The organism is Nocardia sp. NPDC050718, from assembly GCF_040654235.1.
Taxonomy (GTDB): domain Bacteria; phylum Actinomycetota; class Actinomycetes; order Mycobacteriales; family Mycobacteriaceae; genus Nocardia.
In genome coordinates this window covers 276,315-296,158 of record NZ_JBFAHQ010000003.1, presented here as the reverse complement: position 1 = coordinate 296,158, position 19,844 = coordinate 276,315, and the positions used below count along the sequence as shown (strand labels likewise).

The 19,844-nt window shown below is 71.0% G+C and carries 16 protein-coding genes and 1 riboswitch; of the genes, 8 read left to right on the top strand and 8 right to left on the bottom strand.

Features of this window, described 5'->3' with window-relative positions; translation table 11 throughout:
* The first annotated feature begins 85 nt into the window (after nt 1–85).
* Nucleotides 86–574, top strand: coding sequence for an inorganic diphosphatase (locus AB0H54_RS15720; protein WP_355280848.1), 489 nt, complete (start codon nt 86–88; stop codon nt 572–574).
* Nucleotides 575–766: 192 nt separating this feature from the next.
* Here AB0H54_RS15720 and AB0H54_RS15715 read toward each other — a convergent pair whose 3' ends face one another.
* Nucleotides 767–3,736, bottom strand: coding sequence for a BTAD domain-containing putative transcriptional regulator (locus AB0H54_RS15715; protein ID WP_357346114.1), 2,970 nt, complete (start codon nt 3,734–3,736; stop codon nt 767–769).
* Between the two features lie 108 nt (nt 3,737–3,844).
* On the bottom strand, nt 3,845–4,072 hold the full coding sequence (locus tag AB0H54_RS15710; protein WP_218720726.1) for a hypothetical protein: 228 nt from the start codon (nt 4,070–4,072) through the stop codon (nt 3,845–3,847).
* Nucleotides 4,073–4,315: 243 nt separating this feature from the next.
* On the opposite strand from AB0H54_RS15710, the gene AB0H54_RS15705 reads away from it, so the two are divergent.
* Nucleotides 4,316–5,488: a serine hydrolase domain-containing protein gene (locus AB0H54_RS15705; RefSeq protein ID WP_357346112.1), complete on the top strand. Its 1,173-nt coding sequence runs from the start codon at nt 4,316–4,318 to the stop codon at nt 5,486–5,488.
* Nucleotides 5,485–6,990, top strand: coding sequence for an alpha/beta hydrolase (locus AB0H54_RS15700; RefSeq protein ID WP_357346110.1), 1,506 nt, complete (start codon nt 5,485–5,487; stop codon nt 6,988–6,990). The genes AB0H54_RS15705 and AB0H54_RS15700 overlap by 4 nt, the downstream gene beginning before the upstream one ends.
* A 4-nt stretch (nt 6,991–6,994) precedes the next feature.
* Here AB0H54_RS15700 and AB0H54_RS15695 read toward each other — a convergent pair whose 3' ends face one another.
* The 5 genes from AB0H54_RS15695 to AB0H54_RS15675 form a co-directional block, all read right to left on the bottom strand.
* Complete coding sequence (locus tag AB0H54_RS15695) at nt 6,995–7,654, bottom strand: response regulator transcription factor (RefSeq protein WP_357346108.1); 660 nt, start codon at nt 7,652–7,654, stop codon at nt 6,995–6,997.
* Nucleotides 7,642–8,892 (bottom strand): sensor domain-containing protein, encoded by a 1,251-nt coding sequence (locus tag AB0H54_RS15690; RefSeq protein WP_357346106.1) that lies wholly within the window; start codon nt 8,890–8,892, stop codon nt 7,642–7,644. The genes AB0H54_RS15695 and AB0H54_RS15690 overlap by 13 nt, the downstream gene beginning before the upstream one ends.
* A 7-nt stretch (nt 8,893–8,899) precedes the next feature.
* Nucleotides 8,900–10,669 (bottom strand): MDR family MFS transporter, encoded by a 1,770-nt coding sequence (locus tag AB0H54_RS15685; RefSeq protein ID WP_357346104.1) that lies wholly within the window; start codon nt 10,667–10,669, stop codon nt 8,900–8,902.
* Entirely contained in the window at nt 10,666–11,163 is a 498-nt protein-coding gene (locus tag AB0H54_RS15680; protein WP_357346102.1) for a MarR family transcriptional regulator, read from the bottom strand. Before AB0H54_RS15680 ends, AB0H54_RS15685 begins: the two co-directional genes overlap by 4 nt.
* A gap of 90 nt (nt 11,164–11,253) precedes the next feature.
* Nucleotides 11,254–12,075, bottom strand: a complete 822-nt coding sequence (locus AB0H54_RS15675; RefSeq protein WP_355280860.1) for a crotonase/enoyl-CoA hydratase family protein — start codon at nt 12,073–12,075, stop codon at nt 11,254–11,256.
* A gap of 107 nt (nt 12,076–12,182) precedes the next feature.
* On the opposite strand from AB0H54_RS15675, the gene AB0H54_RS15670 reads away from it, so the two are divergent.
* Nucleotides 12,183–12,659 (top strand): YbaK/EbsC family protein, encoded by a 477-nt coding sequence (locus tag AB0H54_RS15670; protein ID WP_355280861.1) that lies wholly within the window; start codon nt 12,183–12,185, stop codon nt 12,657–12,659.
* Nucleotides 12,660–12,738: 79 nt separating this feature from the next.
* Nucleotides 12,739–13,290 (top strand): flavin reductase family protein, encoded by a 552-nt coding sequence (locus tag AB0H54_RS15665; RefSeq protein WP_355280863.1) that lies wholly within the window; start codon nt 12,739–12,741, stop codon nt 13,288–13,290.
* Between the two features lie 60 nt (nt 13,291–13,350).
* Here the strand turns inward: AB0H54_RS15665 and AB0H54_RS15660 are convergent, their stop codons facing one another.
* The gene (locus AB0H54_RS15660; RefSeq protein WP_357346099.1) at nt 13,351–14,667 is read right to left on the bottom strand and encodes an aminotransferase class V-fold PLP-dependent enzyme; all 1,317 of its coding nucleotides are present in this window, start codon (nt 14,665–14,667) and stop codon (nt 13,351–13,353) included.
* 47 nt (nt 14,668–14,714) lie between these two features.
* Nucleotides 14,715–14,829, bottom strand: a riboswitch (SAM riboswitch).
* A gap of 205 nt (nt 14,830–15,034) precedes the next feature.
* Here AB0H54_RS15660 and AB0H54_RS15655 point away from each other — a divergent pair.
* The 3 genes from AB0H54_RS15655 to AB0H54_RS15645 are packed head-to-tail and all read left to right on the top strand — an operon-like array spanning nt 15,035 to nt 19,813.
* A complete protein-coding gene (locus AB0H54_RS15655; protein WP_357346097.1) occupies nt 15,035–16,225 on the top strand; it encodes an ATP-binding protein in 1,191 nt (396 codons plus the stop codon).
* Between the two features lie 23 nt (nt 16,226–16,248).
* On the top strand, nt 16,249–18,447 hold the full coding sequence (locus tag AB0H54_RS15650) for a S8 family peptidase (protein WP_357346095.1): 2,199 nt from the start codon (nt 16,249–16,251) through the stop codon (nt 18,445–18,447).
* Nucleotides 18,440–19,813 (top strand): hypothetical protein, encoded by a 1,374-nt coding sequence (locus tag AB0H54_RS15645; RefSeq protein WP_357346093.1) that lies wholly within the window; start codon nt 18,440–18,442, stop codon nt 19,811–19,813. The genes AB0H54_RS15650 and AB0H54_RS15645 overlap by 8 nt, the downstream gene beginning before the upstream one ends.
* Nucleotides 19,814–19,844 lie beyond the last annotated feature (31 nt).

Genomic DNA, 19,844 nt, shown 5'->3' with positions numbered 1-19,844 from the left:
CACCACACTATCCTCGTTGCGCAACGGTTCCCCAGAACGATCTGGCGATTCGGCAGAGAAGCACTCGAACGAGCAAGGAGATGGCGTGGAGTTCGACGTCACCATCGAGATCCCCAAGGGCTCTCGGAACAAGTACGAGGTCGATCACGAGAGCGGCCGGGTCAAGCTCGACCGGTACCTGTACACCTCCATGGGCTACCCGGCCGACTACGGCTTCATCGAGAACACCCTCGGCGAGGACGGCGATCCGCTGGACGCGCTGGTGCTGCTGCCCGAGTCGGTCTTCCCCGGTGTGATCGTGGAAGCCCGTCCGATCGGCGTGTACCGCATGACCGACGAGGCAGGCGGCGACGACAAGGTGCTGTGCGTGCCCGCGGGCGACCCGCGCTGGGACCACATCCAGGAACTGGCCGACGTCTCGGAGTTCGAGCTGTCGGCGATCAAGCACTTCTTCGAGCGCTACAAGGACCTGGAGCCGGGCAAGTTCGTCCAGGGTTCGGAGTGGCTGGGCCGCGCCGAGGCCGAGAAGGTCATCGACGAGTCCTTCACCCGCCTGAAGGAAGCCGGCCACTGAGCTGACGTGCACGAAGAACGGGATGTCCGGAGCAGTTCGGACATCCCGTTCTCGTTGTCCCGGTCCGAACCGCCGACCCCCCGGCGACGACGCGGCGCGCTGGCGCGACAACCGGGTACATAGGGCAATCTATCGCGTGAACAGTTGTGTTCGCCAGCGTCCCAGGATTTTTCGTGCCCGGCGATGATGCCGCTATGACGCGGCGATGATGCCGCGACGAGCGCGCAGCGCGGCGAGGTGGTCGTGCAGCAGCGCCAGCACCGGCGCCTCCAGTTCGGCGTCGAGCCGCTCGTGGGTCAGCTGCGGGTCCTGCATCGACTCGAACGCCTCCGCCGCGGCGACGAAGGACTCCTCCGCCTCCCCCGGCTGCCCGGTGGCCTGCTTGATCAGGCCCTGGAGCACGAGCACCCTGGCCCTGGTCAGCGGCCCGATCGCGCGGGTCAGCACCTGGATCGCCTCGTCGACGACGGGTTCCGCGTCCGCGGCCCGGCCCGCCATCAGCAGCACGTGCGCCAGCCGCGACAGCGCCCAGCCCAGCCGCAGTTCGATCCCGCCCGCCCGGCCGAGCGCGACCGCCTCCTCGCACAGCCGCACGCCCTCGGCCGTCTCGCCCTGATAGACCAGGGTGACCCCGAGTTCGTGCATCGCCATCACCTCGAGCGACCGGTTGCCCAGTTCGGCGGCGAGCGCCCGCGCGGTGATCGCCCGCTCGCGCGCGGCCGGGAAATCGCCCGCGTCGGAGTAGGTCTTCACCTCGTGGACCAGGCACGCGCATTCGATCGCCCGGTCGCCGACCCGGCGGGCCAGCCGGATCGCCCGCGCCGAATGGGCCAGCGGCGCGGCCGTTTCGGTCCCGCGCCGGGTCGAGGACGACAGCAGCTGCGCGGCGAACGCGGTGAGCCTGGCGTCGCTGATGGTGCCGCGATCCAGCGAGAGCGCGATGCGCTGATGGTCGCGGCCCTGGCGCAGCGCGCCGAGCGAGTAGGCGAACAGCGCGCCCAGTGCCACCCGCACCCGGCACTCCACCGAGCGGTCCCCCGCGCACAGCGCGGCGTCGAGCAGCTCCTCCAGTGCCCGCGCCACCTCGATGCAGTTCGCGCCGCCGTCGATGAGTTCGGCGGTGGCCCAGGCGATATCGGCGGCGGGGGCCAGCATCGGGCCGCCCGCCTGCGCGCATTGGCGATACAGCGAGACCAGGTTGTGCCGCTGGCCCGCCAGCCACGCCTGGGCCGCGTGCTCGTCGGCGAACCGCACGCCGGGCGCCGCGGTCGGGCGCAGGTGCTCGGGCAGCCGGGTCCCCGGATTGCAGATCGCGACAGCGTGTTTCACGGTGGCGAGGTAGAAGTCGAGCAGCCTGCGCAGCGCGGTCAGCGGTGGGTCGGCGGCGCCGGTGACCGGCAGTTCCCTGGCGAACAGGCGCAGCAGGTCGTGATAGGTGTAGCGGCCCGGCGCGGTGGTCTCGAGCAGGTTCAGGTCGACAAGGTCTTCGCACACCTGCTCGGCCGCGGCGATGTCGAGCTCGAGGATGGCGGCGGCGCCCTCGGCGCAGATCTCGCCGACCTCGGGCACCGCGAGCATCCGGAACGCCCGCGCGTGCCCGGTGTCGAGCTGGTCGTAGCTGATCCGGAAGGCCAGCTCGACGGCGAGTTCGCCGGTGCGCAGGACGCTGAACCGCTGGGCGGTGTCGCGCAGCCGCTCGGCCACGATCCGCACCGTCCAGGCCGGACGCGCGGCCAGCCGGGCCCCGACGATGCGGACCGCGAGTGGCAGCCCACCGCAGGCGCCGAGCACCGCGGCGACCGCCTCGGGTTCGGCCGCGATCCGGTCGGCGCCCGCGATGCCGGCGAGCAGGCTGTGCGCCTCGGCGTCGGTGAGCACGTCCAGGCGCACCGCGGTGGTGCCCGGCAGCTCGGGCAGGGCCGAGCGGCTGGTGACCAGCACCGCCGACCCGGGTGTCCCGGGGATCAGCGGCGCGACCTGGTCGACCGAGCGGGCGTTGTCGAGGACGACGAGCACCCGCTTCCCGGCCAGTCTGCTGCGGAACTGCGCCGAGCGTTCGGCGGCGCCAGCAGCCAGCTCGCCCTCCGGCACGCCGAGGACGCGCAGGAAGTCGCCGAGGGTGTCGGCGGCGGTGGCCCCGCCGTCGCGGTCCGCGGCGAAACCGCGCAGGTCGACGTGCAGCTGCCCGTCGGGGAACCGCTCGCGCACCAGGTGCGCCACATGCACGGCCAGCGCGCTCTTGCCGATCCCGCCCATGCCACCGATCGCGCAGACCGGCACCCCGGTCCCGGTCGCGGTGAGCCGGGCGGCGAGCCGGTCGACCACCTCGGCGCGGCCGGTGAAGTCGACGACGTCGGCGGGCAGCTGCGCGACCCGCTGCGGCGGCTGCGGCCGGGCGGGTGCTACCGGCTCGCGCGGCGCGCTCAGCTCACCGGCCAGAATGCGCCGGTGCAGGTCGGCGAGCTCGCGACCGGGCTCGATCCCGAGCTGGTCGACGAGCTCACGCCGGGTGTCGGCGTAGACGCGCAGCGCCTCGGCCTGACGGCCGGAGTGGTAGAGCGCGGTCATCAGCAGCGCGCGCGGGCGCTCCCGCAGGGGATGCTCGGCGCACAGCGGGGTGAGGTCGGCGACGGCCTCGGCGTAGCGACCGCGGCGCAGGTCGAGTTCGGCGCGTTGTTCCAGCAGCACGAGCCTGCGATCGGCGAGGTGGGCACGCTGTCGCTCGGCGAACGGGCCAGGCAGCCCGGCCAGCGGGGTGCCGGTCCACAGGCGCAGCGCGGCGTCGACGGTGTCGCCCGCCGCGGCGGGGTCGGTGTGCGGGGAGTCCATCAGGTCGTCGACCTGTTCGATGTCCACGCAGCCCGCAGGCACCCGCAGCGCGTAACCACCGCCGAGCGCGACCAGCACCCGCGGCGGCTCCCCCGCCGCCCGGTCGGGTTCGAGGATCCGGCGCAGATGCAGGATGTGATTGCGCAGCGCGCCGACGGCGCTGGCGGTGGGGTTCTCGCCCCAGACGTCGTCGATCAGTTCGTCGACGGTGGCCGAGCGGCCGGTGCGCAGCAGCAGGGCGGCCAGGAGTGCCCGCTGCTGCCGGGAGCCGAGGTCGAGCTCGACCGTGTCGCGCCAGGCACGGATCTCACCGAGCACGGCGAACGTCAGCATGCGCGGCCAATCTCTCTCACTGGGGGAACTCAGACCGACAATCTAGCCGAACACCGAGAAGGGGCACCCGGCGTCGCCGGATGCCCCTGGGTCGGACGTGCGGGTAACTCAGTACCAGATGTAGAGGTCCCAGCCGTCCCAGTTCTCGGTGCACTCCCAGTAGTAGCCGCCGGTGTAGGACGACTCGCCGTCGGCGCGACAGGCGGCCAGCGTGGCGTAGGTGCCGTAGTAGGTGCCGTACGGGCCGGCGGCGGCGTTGCCCGCCGCGACCGTCGACACCCCGGCGACGGTCGCGGCAGCCAGCAGTCCGGCGGCGATGGTGGTTTTGATGCGCATGTCGTTCGCTCCTCTGTGTTCGTTTTCGACGAGATGAACGGTATGGGCGCGCGAGCGTCGAAACAGCCACCCCTAGGGGGAGTTCCCGCCCCACCATGGGCGTTTCACCTTCCCCACCCCTGGGTCGGTAGTGCTGGCACCACCTTCGATTCGGGCGCGCGCGGCATGGGCGCGAGGCGCGCGTCTTCCTACGCTCGGAACAGTCACCGAAAAGCACGTTCCAGCAGGAGGAAAGCGCAGCTCATGAAGCTATTTCGCAGCAGGTCCCGTCGCCTCGTCGCCGTGGGTGCCTGCGCCGCCGCACTGCTCGCCGTGCCCGCGTGCGGTAGCGCGACCACCCCGGTGGCCGCACCGGCGCCCGAGGTGCGCCAGGCCCTCGAAACCTTGGTGCGGGCGGGCTTCCCCGGTGCCCAGGCCGTGATCACCACGCCCGCGGGCGAGCGGACCGTCACCGCGGGCGTCGGCGATCTCGCCTCGGGCGCGCCGATTCCCGACGGCGCGTTCGTCCGGATCGGCAGCAATACCAAGAGTTTCGTGGCGACCGTGCTGCTGCAACTCGTCGCCGAGGGCAGGGTCGAGCTGGACGCGCCCGTCGAGCGGTACCTACCCGGCGTGGTGCACGGCAACGGCAACGACGGCAATCGCGTCACCGTGCGGCAGTTGCTCCAGCACACCAGCGGTCTGCCCGAGTATCTGGCCAGCGGCGATCCGAGCAAGCCCACCGATCCCGGCTCCCCGCAGCTCGATATCGCCACCGAGGCGGCGCGCCGACAGCACTTCACCCCCGCCGAGCTGGTGCGCATCGCGATGACGATGCCGCCGCAGTACGAGCCGGGCGCCCGCGCGGTGTACACCAATACCAACTACGTGCTGCTCGGCATGCTGATCGAGCGGGTCACCGGCCGCCCGACGGCCGCCGAGATCGCCACCAGGATCCTCGAACCGCTCGGCTTGCGCGACACCTACACGCCCGCCGCGGGCGACTCCGGCCTGCGCGCCCCGCACTCGCGCGGCTATCAAGAGATCGACGGCACCCGAGTCGATTTCACCGAGCTCGATCCCTCGTGGGCCGACACCGCGGGCGACATGATCGCGACCGGCGCCGACCTCAATCGCTTCTTCACCGCCCTGCTCGACGGCAAGCTGCTGCCCGCCGCCCAGTTCGCCGAGATGCGCCGCACCGTACCCTTCGACCGGATGCCCACGGCCGGTTACGGTTTGGGCCTGATCCAGCGCACCGCCTCCTGCGGCGACCAGGTGACCGGGCACGGCGGCAGCATCCCCGGTTTCGGCACCCACACCGGCGTCACCGCCGAGGGCGTCGCCGTCACCCTCGTGGTGAACGAGCTGCCCCGCAGCGAGGAGCAGGCGAAACTGGTCGATCAGGCCTTCGACACGATCGTGTGCGCATCATGAAGCGCCTGATCACCGCCGCGCTCGCCGCCACCGCCACCCTCGGATTGCTCACCACCGCACCGGCGTCGGCCGACCCGCTCGACGACTTCCGCCACCAGGCGCTGTCCTGGCGATCCTGCGACGATCCCCGCCTCGACCCGGCGGGCGCGCAGTGCGCCGATGTCACGGTGCCGGTGGACTATTCGGACCCGGGAGGCGCGACGATGACCGTCGCCATCTCCCGCCTGCCCGCCACCGATCCGGCACAGCGGCGCGGGGTGATGCTGTCCAACCCCGGCGGTCCCGGTGGCCCCGGCCTCGACTTCGTCGTCGACATCCGCGGCGGCATGACCCCCGAGGTCGCCGCCCGCTACGACCTGATCGGCCTCGACCCGCGCGGCATCGGCCGCTCCACACCGGTGAATTGCCGCTGGCAAGAAGGGTTCTGGACCCAGTCGGCCGGACTCGACGCGGCCGACTTCGCCGCGAGCACCGTCCGCCAGGCCGAGCTGGCCGCCCGGTGCGCGACGACGGAGGGCGCCCGCCTGCGCCACATCACCACCCGCAACACCGCCCGCGACATGGATCTCATCCGCTCGGTCCTCGGCGAGGACCGGATCAGCTACTACGGCACCTCCTACGGCACCTACCTGGGCGCGGTGTACACCCAGCTCTTCGGCGATCGCGCCGACCACTTCGTGCTCGACAGCGCGGTCGACCCCGAGCGCTACGGCGCGACCGATCTGCTGCGCGACATGGGCCCGGCCAACGAGGCCGCCTTCGATCTGTGGGCAGCCTGGGCCGCCGCGCACGCCGACGAATACCGTTTCGGCACCGACCGTTTCGCGGTGCGCGAATTCATCCAGGCGATGGTGCGCCGGGCGAAGGACCGGCCGATCCGGATCGGCGAGTTCACCGTCGATCAGCACAGCCTGCCGAACATCCTGTTCGCCGGGCTGGACGATCCGCGCAAGTATCCGATGCTGGCCGGGCAGCTCCGTCAGCTCGCCGACGCCGCCGACGGCGCGACCGTGACGCCGGACCCGCAGCTGGCCGCCACCCTGGCCTTCATGCTGAAAGCGGAGCCACGCGACCTGTCCACCGCCACCGCCGTGCTGTGCGGCGACGCGGCGACACCGCGCGATCCCGCCTGGTACTGGCGCAATATCGAAGACAGCCGTGCCGATCAGCCACTGTTCGGGGCGTTCACGAACAACATCACGCCGTGCGCGTTCTGGGCGCCGCCCGCCGAGCCGAAGACCGTGGTCGACAACGCGGTGCCGAGCCTGATCGTGCAGTCCACCGGCGATACCCGCACCACCTACCCCGGCGCGCTCGGCATGCACCGGGCGCTGCGCGGCTCGCGACTGGTGACCCTGCCGGACGTGCCGATCCACTGGATCTACGGCAACTATCCGAACGACTGTGTCAGCGCCGCCGTCAACACCTACCTGCTCGACGGGACGCTGCCCGCTACCGACCTGACCTGCCGCGACGAGGCCGGGTCCGGCGCGGTGCGGTGACCGCTCACGGCCGTCCCGGCCGGGCGTTGAGATAGGTGAGCACCGCGAGCACCCGGCGGTGACCGGACTCGTCGGCGGCCAGGCCGAGCTTGGCGAAGATGCTGCGAATGTGTTTGAGCACAGCGCCTTCGGTGACGACGAGGCCGGCGGCGATGGCGGAGTTGTCCTGGCCCTCCGCCATCAGCGCGAGCACTTCGCGTTCCCTGGCCGTGAGTGTCGACAGCGGGTCGTCCACGCGGCGGCGCACCAGCAGCTGCGCGATCACCTCCGGGTCCATCGCGGTGCCGCCCGCGGCGACCCGGTGCAGCGAATCGAGGAATCGGTCCACCTTGCCGACCCGCTCCTTGAGCAGATAGCCCACCCCGCCCGCGCCGTCGCCGAGCAGTTCGGCGGCGTAGCTGTCCTCGACATAGGCCGAGAGCACGAGAACCGGCAGGCCGGGGTGCACGGTCCTGGCCCGCACGGCGGCGCGCAGGCCGTCGTCGGTGAAGGTCGGCGGGAGCCGCACGTCGACCACCACCACGTCCGGGCGGTCGGCGGTGACCACCGCGAGAAAGTCCTCGGCGTCCTCGACGGCGGCGACCACCTCGATCCCGGCGGTCTTCAGCAGCAGGACCAGGCCTTCCCGGAGGAGGGCGTCGTCCTCGGCGATCACGACCCGCACGGCAACTCCACGCGCACCAGGGTAGGCCCACCGGCGGGGCTGTCGAGCGTCATCCGGCCGTCGAGCGCCTCGGCCCTGCGGCGGATGCCCGCCAGGCCACCGCCCTCGGTGACCGTCGCGCCGCCGACGCCGTCGTCGCGGATCGCCACGGTCAGCAGTGCGGGTGGTCCGCTCAGTTCGATCGACAGATTCCCGGCCGCGGAGTGCTTGGTGGCATTGGTGACGGCCTCGGCGATGACGAAATAGGCCGCCGCCTCCACCGCCATCGGCCTGCGCGTGATCCCGTTCAGCTCCACCACGCACGGGATCGGGCTGCGCGCGGCCAGCGCGGAGACGGCACTGGCCAGGCCCCGATCGGAGAGCACCGGCGGGTAGACGCTGCGGACCACGTCGCGCAGTTCGGCCAGCGCCGCCGACGCCGTGTCCTGGGCGGTGCGCACCATCCGGGCCGCCGCGTCGGGGTCGCGGTCGCGCAGCTGCTCGGCCAGGCCGAGCTGCATGATCACCGCGGCGATCCTGGCCTGGGCGCCGTCGTGCAGGTCGCGCTCGATGCGGCGCAGTTCGGCGCCGTGCGCGTCGAGGGCGGCGGCCCTGGTCGCGGTGAGCTCGGCGACGCGGTCGGCCAGCAGGGCGTGCTCGTCCGGGGCCAGCAGGGAGCGAGCGACCTTCGCCTGGGCCGTCGCCGCGTCGGGCGTGCGCAGGGTCAGCGCGCCGAAGAGGAGTCCGATCAGCGCGGACACCGCGGCCGTCGGCCAGGAGTGCACGACGAGCCCGTTGCTCCCCTCCAACCCGTCCACGCCCGCCCGCCACAGCACCGGAAGCACCAGATGCTGCACCGCGCTCACCGGGAGGGCCACCGCCAGGCCGGCCAGGGGCAGTCCGATCGTGCCGTGCAGCACCAGCCAGGCGAGGTCGCGGCGGTTCGCCGGGTCGGCGGCCAGGGTCGCGAGCTGTTCGCGCAGGTCACCCGTCAGCGGCCGGTAGGCCGGGGTGATCGGCGTGCCGAGTCGCCGCCCCGCCCTGCGCCGTTCCAGGGTGAGCAGCGGGCGGATCAGCTTCACCGCCTCGGGCAGCGCCGGGATCCCGATCCCGATCAGGCTCGCCGCGGCGACGATGGCCAGCGCGACCACCGCGAACAGCGCCGCGACCCCGGTCAGCCCGCCGACCAGCAGATAGCCGACAGCGGCGGGCAGGCGGCGTATCCGCCGTCCCGCTCCGCCGCTGCCGGTTCGATTCATCCCTCGATCATGCCGGGGGTGCCCCGGCGCGGACGCGGCCACCCGCGTCGTCGCTGCGATCGGTACCGGACTCGGTCGTCTGGGCCGCGGTGTCGGCGAGCGCGCCTGCCGCATCGGCGGCCTTGGTGTCACCGGCCGCCTGGATGCCGCCCTGCATCCGCAGCGGAGCCTCCTTCCAGAACAGCACCAGCAGCAGCGCGAGCGCCGCGACCGCGGTCGCCACCAGGAACACCGTCGACATCGAGTCGGCGAAGCCCACCTGGAACGGCTTGGCCAGCACCGGGTTCAGCTGCTGGATGATCGAACTGTCCTCGAGCACCTGGCCCGCCGCCGAGGTGTCGTGCGCCAGCAGCCCCTCGGCCAGCGCGGCGTCGGCCGGGTTGGCGCTCTGCGCACCCGTGACCACGGCCTGCTGGTAGGTGGGATCGGTGGCCGCCTGCTGCATCTGCTCGGTGATGTTCGGGGTGAGCAGCGAGAACAGGATCGACAGGAAGACCGCGGCACCGAGGGTGCCGCCGATCTGCCGGAAGAACGTGGCCGACGCGGTGGACACGCCCATGTCCTCGGGCGGCAACGCGTTCTGCAGCGCCAGCGTCATCGGCTGGAGCAGATTGCCGAGACCGAAGCCGGTCAGCGCCATGAAGATCATCGCCAGCCACAGCGGGCTGTCGGCGTCGAGCAGGTGCAGCAGGAACAGGCCGATGGTCAGCGTGATCGCGCCGATCACCGGGAAGGCCCGGTACCGGCCGGTCTTCGAGATCAGCCTGCCCGACAGGATCGAGCCGAGCATCAGGCCGAGCACCATCGGCAGCATCTGCAGACCCGCCTCGGTCGGCCCGGCACCCCGCACGACCTGCAGGTACTGCGGCAGCAGCAGCATCCCACCGAACATGGCGGCGCCGACGACGAACGAGATCACCACGCCGAGCGCGAAAGTGGTGTTCGAGAAGATGCGCAGCGGGATCAGCGCCGCGTCACCCATGTACTTCTCCACCGCGACGAACCCGACGACGCCCACCGCGCCGATCAGATAGCAGATCACCGACGCGGTACTGCCCCAACCCCATTCACGCCCCTGCTCGGCCACGATCAGCAGCGGCACCAGACCGATCGCGAGCACCAGCGCGCCGGCGAAGTCGATGCGGTGGGTGGCGTGTGGCTTACGCGGCAGCTGCAGCACCCGGGTCACCACGACCAGCGCGAGCAGGCCCAGCGGCACATTCACCAGGAACACCCAGCGCCAGCCGGTGATGCCGAGGATGGTGTCCTGCCCGGCCAGCAGACCGCCGAGCACCGGCCCGAGCACGCTCGAGATGCCGAACACGGCGAGGAAATAGCCCTGGTAGCGGGCCCGTTCCCGGGGACTGATGATGTCGCCCATGATGGCCAGCGCCAGCGACATCAGACCACCGGCGCCCAGACCCTGGAACGCGCGGAAGGCCGCCAGCTGGTACATCGACGTGGCGAACGTGCACAGCAGCGAGCCGATGACGAACAGCCCGATCGCGGTGAGGAAGAACGGCTTGCGGCCGAACATGTCCGAGAGCTTGCCGTAGAGCGGGGTGCTGATCGTCGCGGTGATCAGGTAGGCCGTCGTCGCCCAGGCCTGCAACGAATAGCCGTGCAGGTCGTCGGCGATGGTGCGGATCGAGGTCGACACGATCGTCTGATCGAGCGAGGCCAGCAGCATGCCGAGCATGAGGCCCGACAGGATGGTCAGGATCTGGCGGTGGGTGAAGCCGGCGGGTGAGTCCACCGGGGCCGCGGTTGTCGTCACGAATCGTTCTCCATCGCGGTAGTGCTCAGTGCGGTCGAGCGGGTCAGCAGGGTCGGGCGGGCCGCGTCGTAGTCGTCGACGAAGCGCGTCAGCAGCGCGGCGAAGGTCGCGCGGTCGTCACCCGACCAGTCCTCGGTGACGATGGCGACGGACTCGCGGCGGCGGGTCCGGATGCGTTCGGCGACCTCCCGGCCCTGGTCGGTCACCTCCAGCACGGTGGCGCGGCCGTCGTCGGGATCGGCGACCCGGCGCACCAGCCCGCGTTCGACCAGCTGGGCGACCTGCCTGCTCACCGTCGACGCGTCCGAGTGCACCGCCTCGGCGAGCGCGCCCGAGCGCATCGGCCCGTCGCAGACCAGCCGGAACAGCACCACGAAGCCCGCCGGGTCGATGCCGGAGCGGTCCTTGATCTGGGCCAGCGTGCGGTCCCGCAGCCGGTGCAGCCGGACGAGCTGGACCGCGATCGCGTCGATCGAGGGCTCGTTCTCAACCAATGCTCTTCACCTTTACTTGCATCAATCAATTAGTTGTGTGATGCAAGTATGTAGACAGAACGGTCACCGGGGCAACCGTTTGACCTACCTTTACTCGCCCTTGAACTCCGGCGCGCGCTTCTGGAAGACCGCCGTGATGGCCTCGGTGAGGTCCTTGGACGGCAGGAAGGCCGCGTTCCAGGTCGACACGTAGCGCAGGCCGTCGGCCACCGCGGGCGCGGTCCGGTGCTCGAGCACGTCCTTGATGCCCTGCACCACCAGCGGCGGGTTCTCGGCGATCTCGCGCGCCATCGCGTGCGCGGCCGCGACCACGGCCTCCTGATCGGCGAACACCTCGTTGACCAGGCCGATCCGCTCGGCGCGCGCGGCGTCGATGTCCTTGGCCGTGTAGGCCAGCTCGCGCAGGTTGCCCTCGCCGATGATGCCGGGCAGGCGCTGCAGCGAGCCGATGTCGGCGACGATCGCGACCTTCGCCTCACGCAGGCTGAACTTGGCGTCCTCGCTGGCCAGCCGGATGTCGGCGGCCGCGATCAGGTCCAGGCCACCACCGATGCACCAGCCGGACACGGCCGCGATCACCGGCTTGGTGCACTCGGCGACCGCGGTCACCGAGTCCTGCATCCCGCGCACGACCTTGAGGAACTCGGTGCGCGGCGCCGCCTTCGCGTCGTCGGCCAGCACGGGCGCGAGCATGCCGCCCATCGCCGCCAGGTCGAGCCCGAAGGAGAAGTGCTTGCCCGCGCCGGTGAGCACCACGGCCCGCACCTGCGGGTCGGCGTCGAGCTCGCGGAAGATCTCCGGCAGCTCGCGCCAGAAGTCGGGTCCCATCGCGTTGCCCTTACCCGGCCCGGTCAGTGTGACCTGGGCAACGTGGTCGGCGATCTCGACGGTGAAGGCTTGCCAATCAGTCATGTGCCGAGTCTATTGGCGCGCCGCCAGGGATGCGCGCAGCCCCTGGGGTCGACCCCAAAAATCCACTCCCCCGGCATATTTCCCGCAATCGTCCTACTCTGGATTTCATGCGCAGGTCGTCTCTTCCGGCGGTCGCATGCCGCGTCGCCGACACGCTCATCGCCCGCGGGCATCACGGCGTCATCGTTTCGCCGGAAACGCCCGCTGCCACCGCCGCCGATGCCGCCCGCGCGATGGGCGCCCATCCCACCGCGATCACCACCTCCCAGGTCTTCCTGCTCGACGACGATCCCGTCCTGCTGCTGGTCGCCGACCACCACCAGGTCGACCTGACGCGCACCGGCAAACGCCTGGAGGGCACCCTCACGCCAGCGCCCACCGCCCTGGTCGAGCGCATCACCGGTCAGCCGATCGATGGCACCGCCCCCGTCGGCCATCCCACCAACCTGCCCACCTGGGTGGACACCGCGCTGGCCGAGCACACCGAGGTGTGGGCCGCCGGCGGTCATCCGAACACGGTGTTCCGCACCAACTTCCGCGAACTCGTGCGGATCACCGCCGGGCTGCCGATCGAGGTCGACTGAGCCTGAGCGGGTGTGATGTGCGCCCACCGGGCCGACCGGACCCTGGGCGCGGTCGCGGCACGGGCGTAGTTTGGGGCGGGTGAGTGAAGTGCGACGTACTCCGTCCGAGCTGGTGGTTCCCGACGATCTGAGCGGGATCACGGCCGAGCAGTACCGGGAGTCGATGCGGCACTATCCGGCCGGTGTCACCGTGGTGACGATCGGCGCCGAGCATGGCCCGGTCGGCTTCACCGCCACCTCCTTCGCCTCGCTGTCCCTCGAACCGCCCCTGGTGTCGTTCAACATCGCCCACACCTCGTCGAGCATCGAGGCCCTGCGCGCCGCCGACTCGGTCGTCATCCACTTCCTCGGCGAACACCAGCACCACCTGGCCCACCGCTTCTCCCGCACCGCCGCCGACCGCTTCACCGACCGCTCCCTGTGGACCACCCTCGACACCGGCGAGCCCGTCCTGCACGGCACCCCCCTCTGGCTCCGCACCACCCTCCACCAGCTCATCGACATCGGCGACCACACCCTCGCCGTAGGCCTGGTCACCCGAGTCCACGACCAAACCCACGAATCCCCCACCGCCGCCCCCCTCCTCTACTACAACGGCAAATACCACCGCCCCACCGCCCTCGACACCTGACCGGCGGAAACGACGAGCCCGGCCCCGCTATCCAGGCGGGACCGGGCATGCGAGGTGAACTCAGCCGAGCAGGCAGGGGGCGGCGCCGGTGAGGGTGTCGGGGGTGAGGGGGCGGGTTTCGGGGGTGGGGTTCCAGAGGCCGTCGGTGGTGGCGTAGGTCCAGGTGGGGCCGGAGTCGACGAGGGTGGTGATGGCGGCGATCAGGCGGTCCACGTCGGCGGCGGTGGTGCCGAGGCCGATGCTGGCGCGCAGGGCGGCGTCGAGGCCGAGGGCGGCGAGGAGGGGGTGGGCGCAGAAGCGGCCGTCGCGGACGCCGATGGCGTGTTCGGCGGAGAGGTAGGCGGCGACCTCGCCGGGGGCGCGACCGGCGACGGTGAAACAAACGATGCCGACGGCGTCGGGGCTGTCGGACCAGATCCGCACCAGATCGACACCGGGGATCGCGGACAGTCCGTCCCGCAGCCGGTCGGCCAGGAACCGCTCGTGTGCGACGAGATCGTCCGCGTCGATCGCGGCGAGCGCGTCACAGGCGGCGGCGATGGCGGCCGCCCCCAGCACATTCGGCGACCCGGCCTCGTGCCGCTGCGGCGCCGCGGCCCAGTCGACCTGCGCCACACCGACCTTGCGCACCGCGCCACCACCGGCCAGGTGCGGCACACCGGCATCGAGCCAGTCCCGCCTGCCGACCAGCACCCCGGCACCGAACGGCGCGTACAGCTTGTGCCCGGAGAAGGCGAGATAGTCGATCCCGGTCTCGCGCAGGGAGATCCGGCGATGCGGCGCCAGCTGCGCCGCGTCGACGAGAATCCGGGCGCCGCACTGGTGGGCGATGGTCGCGAGCCGCTCCAGCGGCAGCACCTCACCGGTGACATTGGAGGCCCCGGTCACCGCGAGCAGAGCGGCGGGCTTGCTGCACAATTCGGCGACGACCCGGCGAATGGTCTCCTCGACGGTGTCGGCGGCCCGCACCACCCGGCGCCCGTGCGCGGTCCACGGCAGGAAGTTCGCGTGGTGCTCGATATCGAGCACCACGGTCTCCCCCGGCACGCAGCCTGCCAGCAGGTTCAGCGAATCGGTGGTGTTGCGGGTGAACACGACGACCTGGTCGTCGGCGGCATCGAGGAACCGGGCGACCGCGCCGCGCGAGGCCTCGTAGCACTCGGTGGAGATCCGCGAGGCGTACCCGGCACCGCGGTGCACGCTGGCGTAGTACGGCAGCAGCTGCGAAATCCGGTCGGTGACCTGCTGCAACGCCGGCGCGCTCGCCGCGTAGTCGAAGTTGGCGTACGCCTCGGTCCCGCCCTGCACGAGCGGAACCCGCAGGTCCGCACCGGACACGGTGGCCAGGGCACAGGTGGGGTCGATAACTGCGGTCATGACGAAATCCCGTCGGCTCAGGGACTCGTTCCCGAAAGGGTGCTGCGAGTCCGCGCTTGCCGCGCCCACTGCGGACGGCGGCCTGGTCGTCACCCGGAGCACCCCACCGCGGAGGAGGGTTGCCGACCAGCTAGCCGGGGCTTGTCGCTGGTACTCGTGACCTGTTCCGAGAGTGGCAGACGATCCCGCGCGCTGTCAACCACCCCGATCGGCGCGCCCGAGCCGACGGGAATCGCCGACGCGCACCCCGCGCGCCACTAGCATCCGACGAAAGGCGACAGCTACGCCGACGACTCGGCAGATCAATGTGGCGCTGCGGGTGGGTTCCGATGTCAAACCGGTACACAAGGGGTGAACTTTGCCCGCGATGGACGCCGTACGATCGAGTGAAGCAAAATCAGTCCATGCCTTCGATCGGAAGAACACCATGTCACACGCCATAAGATCCACACCGGCGGACGTGAACGCCGATCTGGCGGACGAATTCGTCCACCTGGCCCGGGTAGCCCTCGCCGGCCGTGAACAGGACGTGACGATGTTCGTCCGCCGCGCCGCGCGACGGCACCGGACCGACTGCCCGGAACTGGCCGAGGCCCTGATCGGCTTGCTGCGGCAGAACCCGACGCGCGCCAATCCCCTACGTGCCGAACTCGATTCACCGATCCCGGTCGACGGCGACAGCCGCCTGCCGCTGCTGCGCGTGGTGGCGCCCGACGCGACCGCCGAGGTGCCGATCCTGCCCGCCGAGACCTACCGCGTGCTCACCCAGATCGTCGACGAACGCAAGCACGCCGACCGGCTCGCCGCCGCCGATCTCGCCCCGGCGCGCAGCCTGCTGTTCGTCGGTCCGCCCGGGGTCGGCAAGACCATGGCCGCGGCCTGGCTGGCCCACCAGCTGTCGTTACCGCTGGTGGTGCTCGACCTGGCCACGATCATGAGCAGCCTGCTCGGCAAGACCGGCACCAACCTGCGCCACGCCATCGACTACGCCAAGCAGCGCCCGTGTGTCCTGCTCCTCGACGAACTCGACGCGATCGCCAAGCGACGCGACGACGACCGCGATGTGGGCGAGCTGAAACGGCTGGTCACGGTGCTGCTCCAGCAGATCGACGACTGGCCCACCGGCGCGGGCCTGGTGATCGGCGCGACCAATCACGCCGACCTGCTCGACCCGGCGGTGTGGCGGCGCTTCGACGTCACCGTCACCTTCGATCTGCCGGAGACATCGCAGCGCGGCGAGGCGATCCGCCGCTTCGCCGGGCAACCGCTGCCCGACGCCGCCGTCGACGCGGCCGCCCTCGCGTCGAAAGGCTTGTCGTTCAATGACATCGAACGCACGATGCTGCGGTTGCGGCGGCGTTGCGTGCTCGAGGACCAGCCACTGCCCGGCATGCTGGCCGAGCACTCCGCGCGTCTGGTAGCTGAACTTCCGCGGACCGATCGGTTACAGCTGGCACAGACCCTGGTCGGCATGTCAGGCTTGTCTCAGCGCCAGATCAGCGCGCTGACGGGGGTGTCGCGCGATACCCTCCGTGGCTTCACGCACCGACGGGAATAACGTGCTCGCTGGGGGGATTTCGGGTGGCCGGACCGCGATTTCTGATCGGCTTCGGTGAACGGCTGACCGCACCGATCGTCCCCAGCAGAGGCGGCGGTTCGCCACCGCCGCCGGATACGGTCGCGCAGGCGCGGGTCCGGCTCGCGCCGCTGGTACGCACGGCGAGCGAGACCGCGATCGCGCTGCCCAAGGTGGCCTGTCCGGACGACGAGACGGTCACCGCCGTCACCCTGCATCCGCAGTACGTGTCCAAGAGTGGTTATCCGACAAGGTTGCTCGCGTCGATGGAGTTCGACCCGCTGGGCAGCAGGCCGGTGACGATCGCCCCGTCCGGCAACGGTCACCCGCCCAGGGCGAGCACCCTGCTGTTCCTGGCGACCACCCGCGCCAACCTGCGCCTGCTGGCCGCGCGCATCTGCGCCGACGATCCGCTGCGCGGCGGCGAGCTGGGCATCGTCAGCCTCGCGGACTTCCGGCTCAACTCCCCCGCCGACCGCCTGAGATTGACCGGCGCCCAGCCGGATTCGGAAACCGTGGCCGAGCTGGTCCTGCACTCCGACCGCGATATCGCCCTCCAGGGCCTGCTCGATTTCTCCCGCGATCTCGACCTGTCCGTGGCGATCGACCGCAGGCTCGACAACGGCGGGCTGGCCTTCGTCCCGGTCACCGGCACGCACGCCGCGATCGCCGAGCTGGCGGGCTACTCCTACACCAGGGTGATCCGCCGGATGCCGCGGATGCGCACCCAACTCGGCCGCGACATCCGTGCCACCGCAACGCTGTCCGGCTTCCGGCCCGATCTGCCGACGGCCGAGCCGACCGACCGCGAACTCACCGTCGCGGTGTTCGACGGCGGGTTGCCCGCCCGCACCCCGCTCACCCGCTGGGTCGACGCGCACACCTTCGCCGACAGCGCGCCGCCGCATCGCAACTACCTCGACCACGGCCACCGGGTCACCTCGGCGCTGCTGTTCGGCAGTGTCGATCCCACGCAGCCGGTTCCGGTGCCCTACGGCTACGTCGACCACTACCAGGTCCTGGACGAGGACACCGACGACGACCAGTGCGAGCTCTACGCCGCGATCGATCGCATCGATACGGTGCTGCGCCAGCGCAAATACGAGTTCGTGAACGTCAGCATCGGCCCCGAACTGCCGATCGAGGACGACGAGGTGCACGCCTGGACCGCGTTCTGGGACGACTACCTCAGCGACGGCACCACCCTGGCCACCATCGCCGTCGGCAACAACGGCGAGGCCGACCGGCCCAGCGGCAACGCCCGCGTGCAGGTGCCCGCCGACAGCGTCAACGCGCTCGCGATCGGGTCCTCGGATCGCAGTGGCGCCCAGTGGAATCGCGCGCCCTACTCGGCGATCGGGCCGGGCCGTTCGCCCGGCACGGTGAAGCCGGATCTCCTCGCCTTCGGTGGCAGTGATCACGAGCCGTTCCACGTCGTCGGACCCGACGGCACCGCGATCCCCGATTCCGGCACCAGCTTCGCCGCGCCGATGGCCCTGCGCGCCGCCCTCGGCGCGCGCACCCTGTTCGGGCCGAAGCTGGGCGCGCTCGACCTCAAGGCGCTGCTCGTGCACACCGCCGAACGGCGCGGCAGCTCACCGGATTCCGATTCCGGCCACGGTCGGATCGCCGCGACGCTGGCCGAGCTCGTGCTGTGCGGCGACGGCGAAGCCAGGGTGCTCTACCAGGGCGAACTGACCCCCGCCAAGTACCTGCGCGCGCAGATCCCGCTACCCGCCGCGCTCCCCGCCGGCATGGTGCGCATCCGGGCGACGCTGGTCTACGCCACCCCGGTCGACCCCGCCGACCCCGGCAGCTACACCCGCAGCGGCCTCGACGTCACCTTCCGCCCGCACGACGAGAAGTTCGCCGAACCGACCAGAATCCACCCGGACTCGGCGCCGTTCTTCCGTGCCACCGAGCCGGAGACCGAGTCCCTGCGCCGCGACGCGCGCAAGTGGGACACGGTGCTGCACGCCGAGCGCAGCAAGCGGGTCACCAGCCTGCGCAATCCCGTCTTCGACATCCACCACACCGCGCGGCAGTCGGGTCACGCCACGACCTCGGCGCAGCCGATCCGGTATTCGATGGTCATCACCGTGCGCCACGCCAAGGTCGACGACCTGTACGAGCGGGTGCTCAGCGCCTACGTCACCCAGCTGGAGGCGTTGCGCCCGACCGTGGACATCCCGCTCGATGTCTGAGTTCCCCGCGGAGATCTTCGTCGACCCGATCGCGGCACGCAGGCTCAGCTGCCAGAGCGTGTACCGATTGCAGCACCTGGGCGCGCGGAAGTTCCCCTGGCAGGAGGAGACGTTCACCGAGATCCTGCTCGGCCACCTCACCGGCGTCGACTACCGCATCGACGCGGCCTGCCCCGATTGCGAGCCGCCCCGGCGCTGTTCGGCGTGGGGCTCGGCGACCCGCGCACCGGCCGGAGTGCGATTGCTGACCAGGTCGGACGAGGGCGACCGACGCAGCGTGCGATTGCTGACCCGGCCAGAGGAAGGCGGCAACCGGGCACGCGGCAGACGCGGCGTCGGCGCCGACTTCATCTACCGCGTGCAGGATCCCTCAGGTGACCGCGAGGTACGCCTGCTGATCCAGGCCAAGCGGGCCCGCCGCGGCGAACTCGTCAAAGCGGGCGCCCTGCCCGCCGCCCAGCGCGCCGATCTGATCGACGCCGCAACACATTTCGGTGCCACCGCCTATTACCTGTTCTATGCCGAGTCGGCATCGGCGCACGTCGGGCACGTCACCCGCTGCGCGGAACACACCAGCCCGTCGGACACCTCCATCGTGATCGTCGCCGCGCAGGTGCTCCGGCGCGCCTTCGACGAGAACGGAAAGCGCTCGGTCCCAGCGGAATCGGTGTTCTCGCAGGGGCGCACGCTGATGTGCCTCGACGGTTGCACCCCGGCCGCCGGATTGTCCGCGTTCGATCGCGCACTCGGATTCGTCCGCGAGGACACCCCCGACTATCAGCCGGTCGGCGTCGCTGATCGCCTACGGCCCGGCGCTGCACCTGCCACCGATGAACCATCGCTCGGCGTCCCCGCCGGATCCGCATTGCCGGAAATCCCCGCCGTCACAGTCCTGGGCAAACGCGCCAAACCGCCACGGCGGCCACCTTCCGGGCGAGTGACCCGCGGTGGGCACCAAGTACACGACGGTGAGATCCTGTGGGTCGACCTCGGCGACTGGGTACCGGCGGACTCCGACGCCGATGCCGCCGATCCGGACGCCCTCCGCGACCGCGACGGATACGGCTGGTACCCGGGGATCACCACGGAACGCCTGCGTGACTCGGCGCGCATGTACTGGCGTCTCGCGCTCACCCGCGCCGTCGCCGTGCGGTACCTGGCGGCCTGGGCAGAGGGCGAGCTCCGCGCGATCTACCAGGTCGTCGACGATTCCCTGGTCATCCACCACGATCACGACGGCAAGGTCTCCTTCGAGCTCACCGAATTGGCCCCCGACTCCACCACGTATCGCCAGGTCGCGCAGCGTTCCAACGCCTACGTCGGAGCGCGGAAACCGGGCGCTCGCAACGTGGTCGGCTATCCCTGATCGGAGTCGGCGTCGGCAGGCCGGTGCACGC

Bases quoted from the DNA above. Each gene is read 5' to 3' on its own strand.
- AB0H54_RS15675 (WP_355280860.1), bottom strand. From the start codon at position 12,075: ATGACTGATTGGCAAGCCTTCACCGTCGAGATCGCCGACCACGTTGCC.
- AB0H54_RS15700 (WP_357346110.1), top strand. From the start codon at position 5,485: ATGAAGCGCCTGATCACCGCCGCGCTCGCCGCCACCGCCACCCTCGGA.
- AB0H54_RS15705 (WP_357346112.1), top strand. From the start codon at position 4,316: ATGAAGCTATTTCGCAGCAGGTCCCGTCGCCTCGTCGCCGTGGGTGCC.
- AB0H54_RS15645 (WP_357346093.1), top strand. From the start codon at position 18,440: ATGTCTGAGTTCCCCGCGGAGATCTTCGTCGACCCGATCGCGGCACGC.
- AB0H54_RS15715 (WP_357346114.1), bottom strand. From the start codon at position 3,736: ATGCTGACGTTCGCCGTGCTCGGTGAGATCCGTGCCTGGCGCGACACG.
- AB0H54_RS15670 (WP_355280861.1), top strand. From the start codon at position 12,183: ATGCGCAGGTCGTCTCTTCCGGCGGTCGCATGCCGCGTCGCCGACACG.
- AB0H54_RS15655 (WP_357346097.1), top strand. From the start codon at position 15,035: ATGGACGCCGTACGATCGAGTGAAGCAAAATCAGTCCATGCCTTCGAT.
- AB0H54_RS15710 (WP_218720726.1), bottom strand. From the start codon at position 4,072: ATGCGCATCAAAACCACCATCGCCGCCGGACTGCTGGCTGCCGCGACC.
- AB0H54_RS15690 (WP_357346106.1), bottom strand. From the start codon at position 8,892: ATGAATCGAACCGGCAGCGGCGGAGCGGGACGGCGGATACGCCGCCTG.
- AB0H54_RS15660 (WP_357346099.1), bottom strand. From the start codon at position 14,667: ATGACCGCAGTTATCGACCCCACCTGTGCCCTGGCCACCGTGTCCGGT.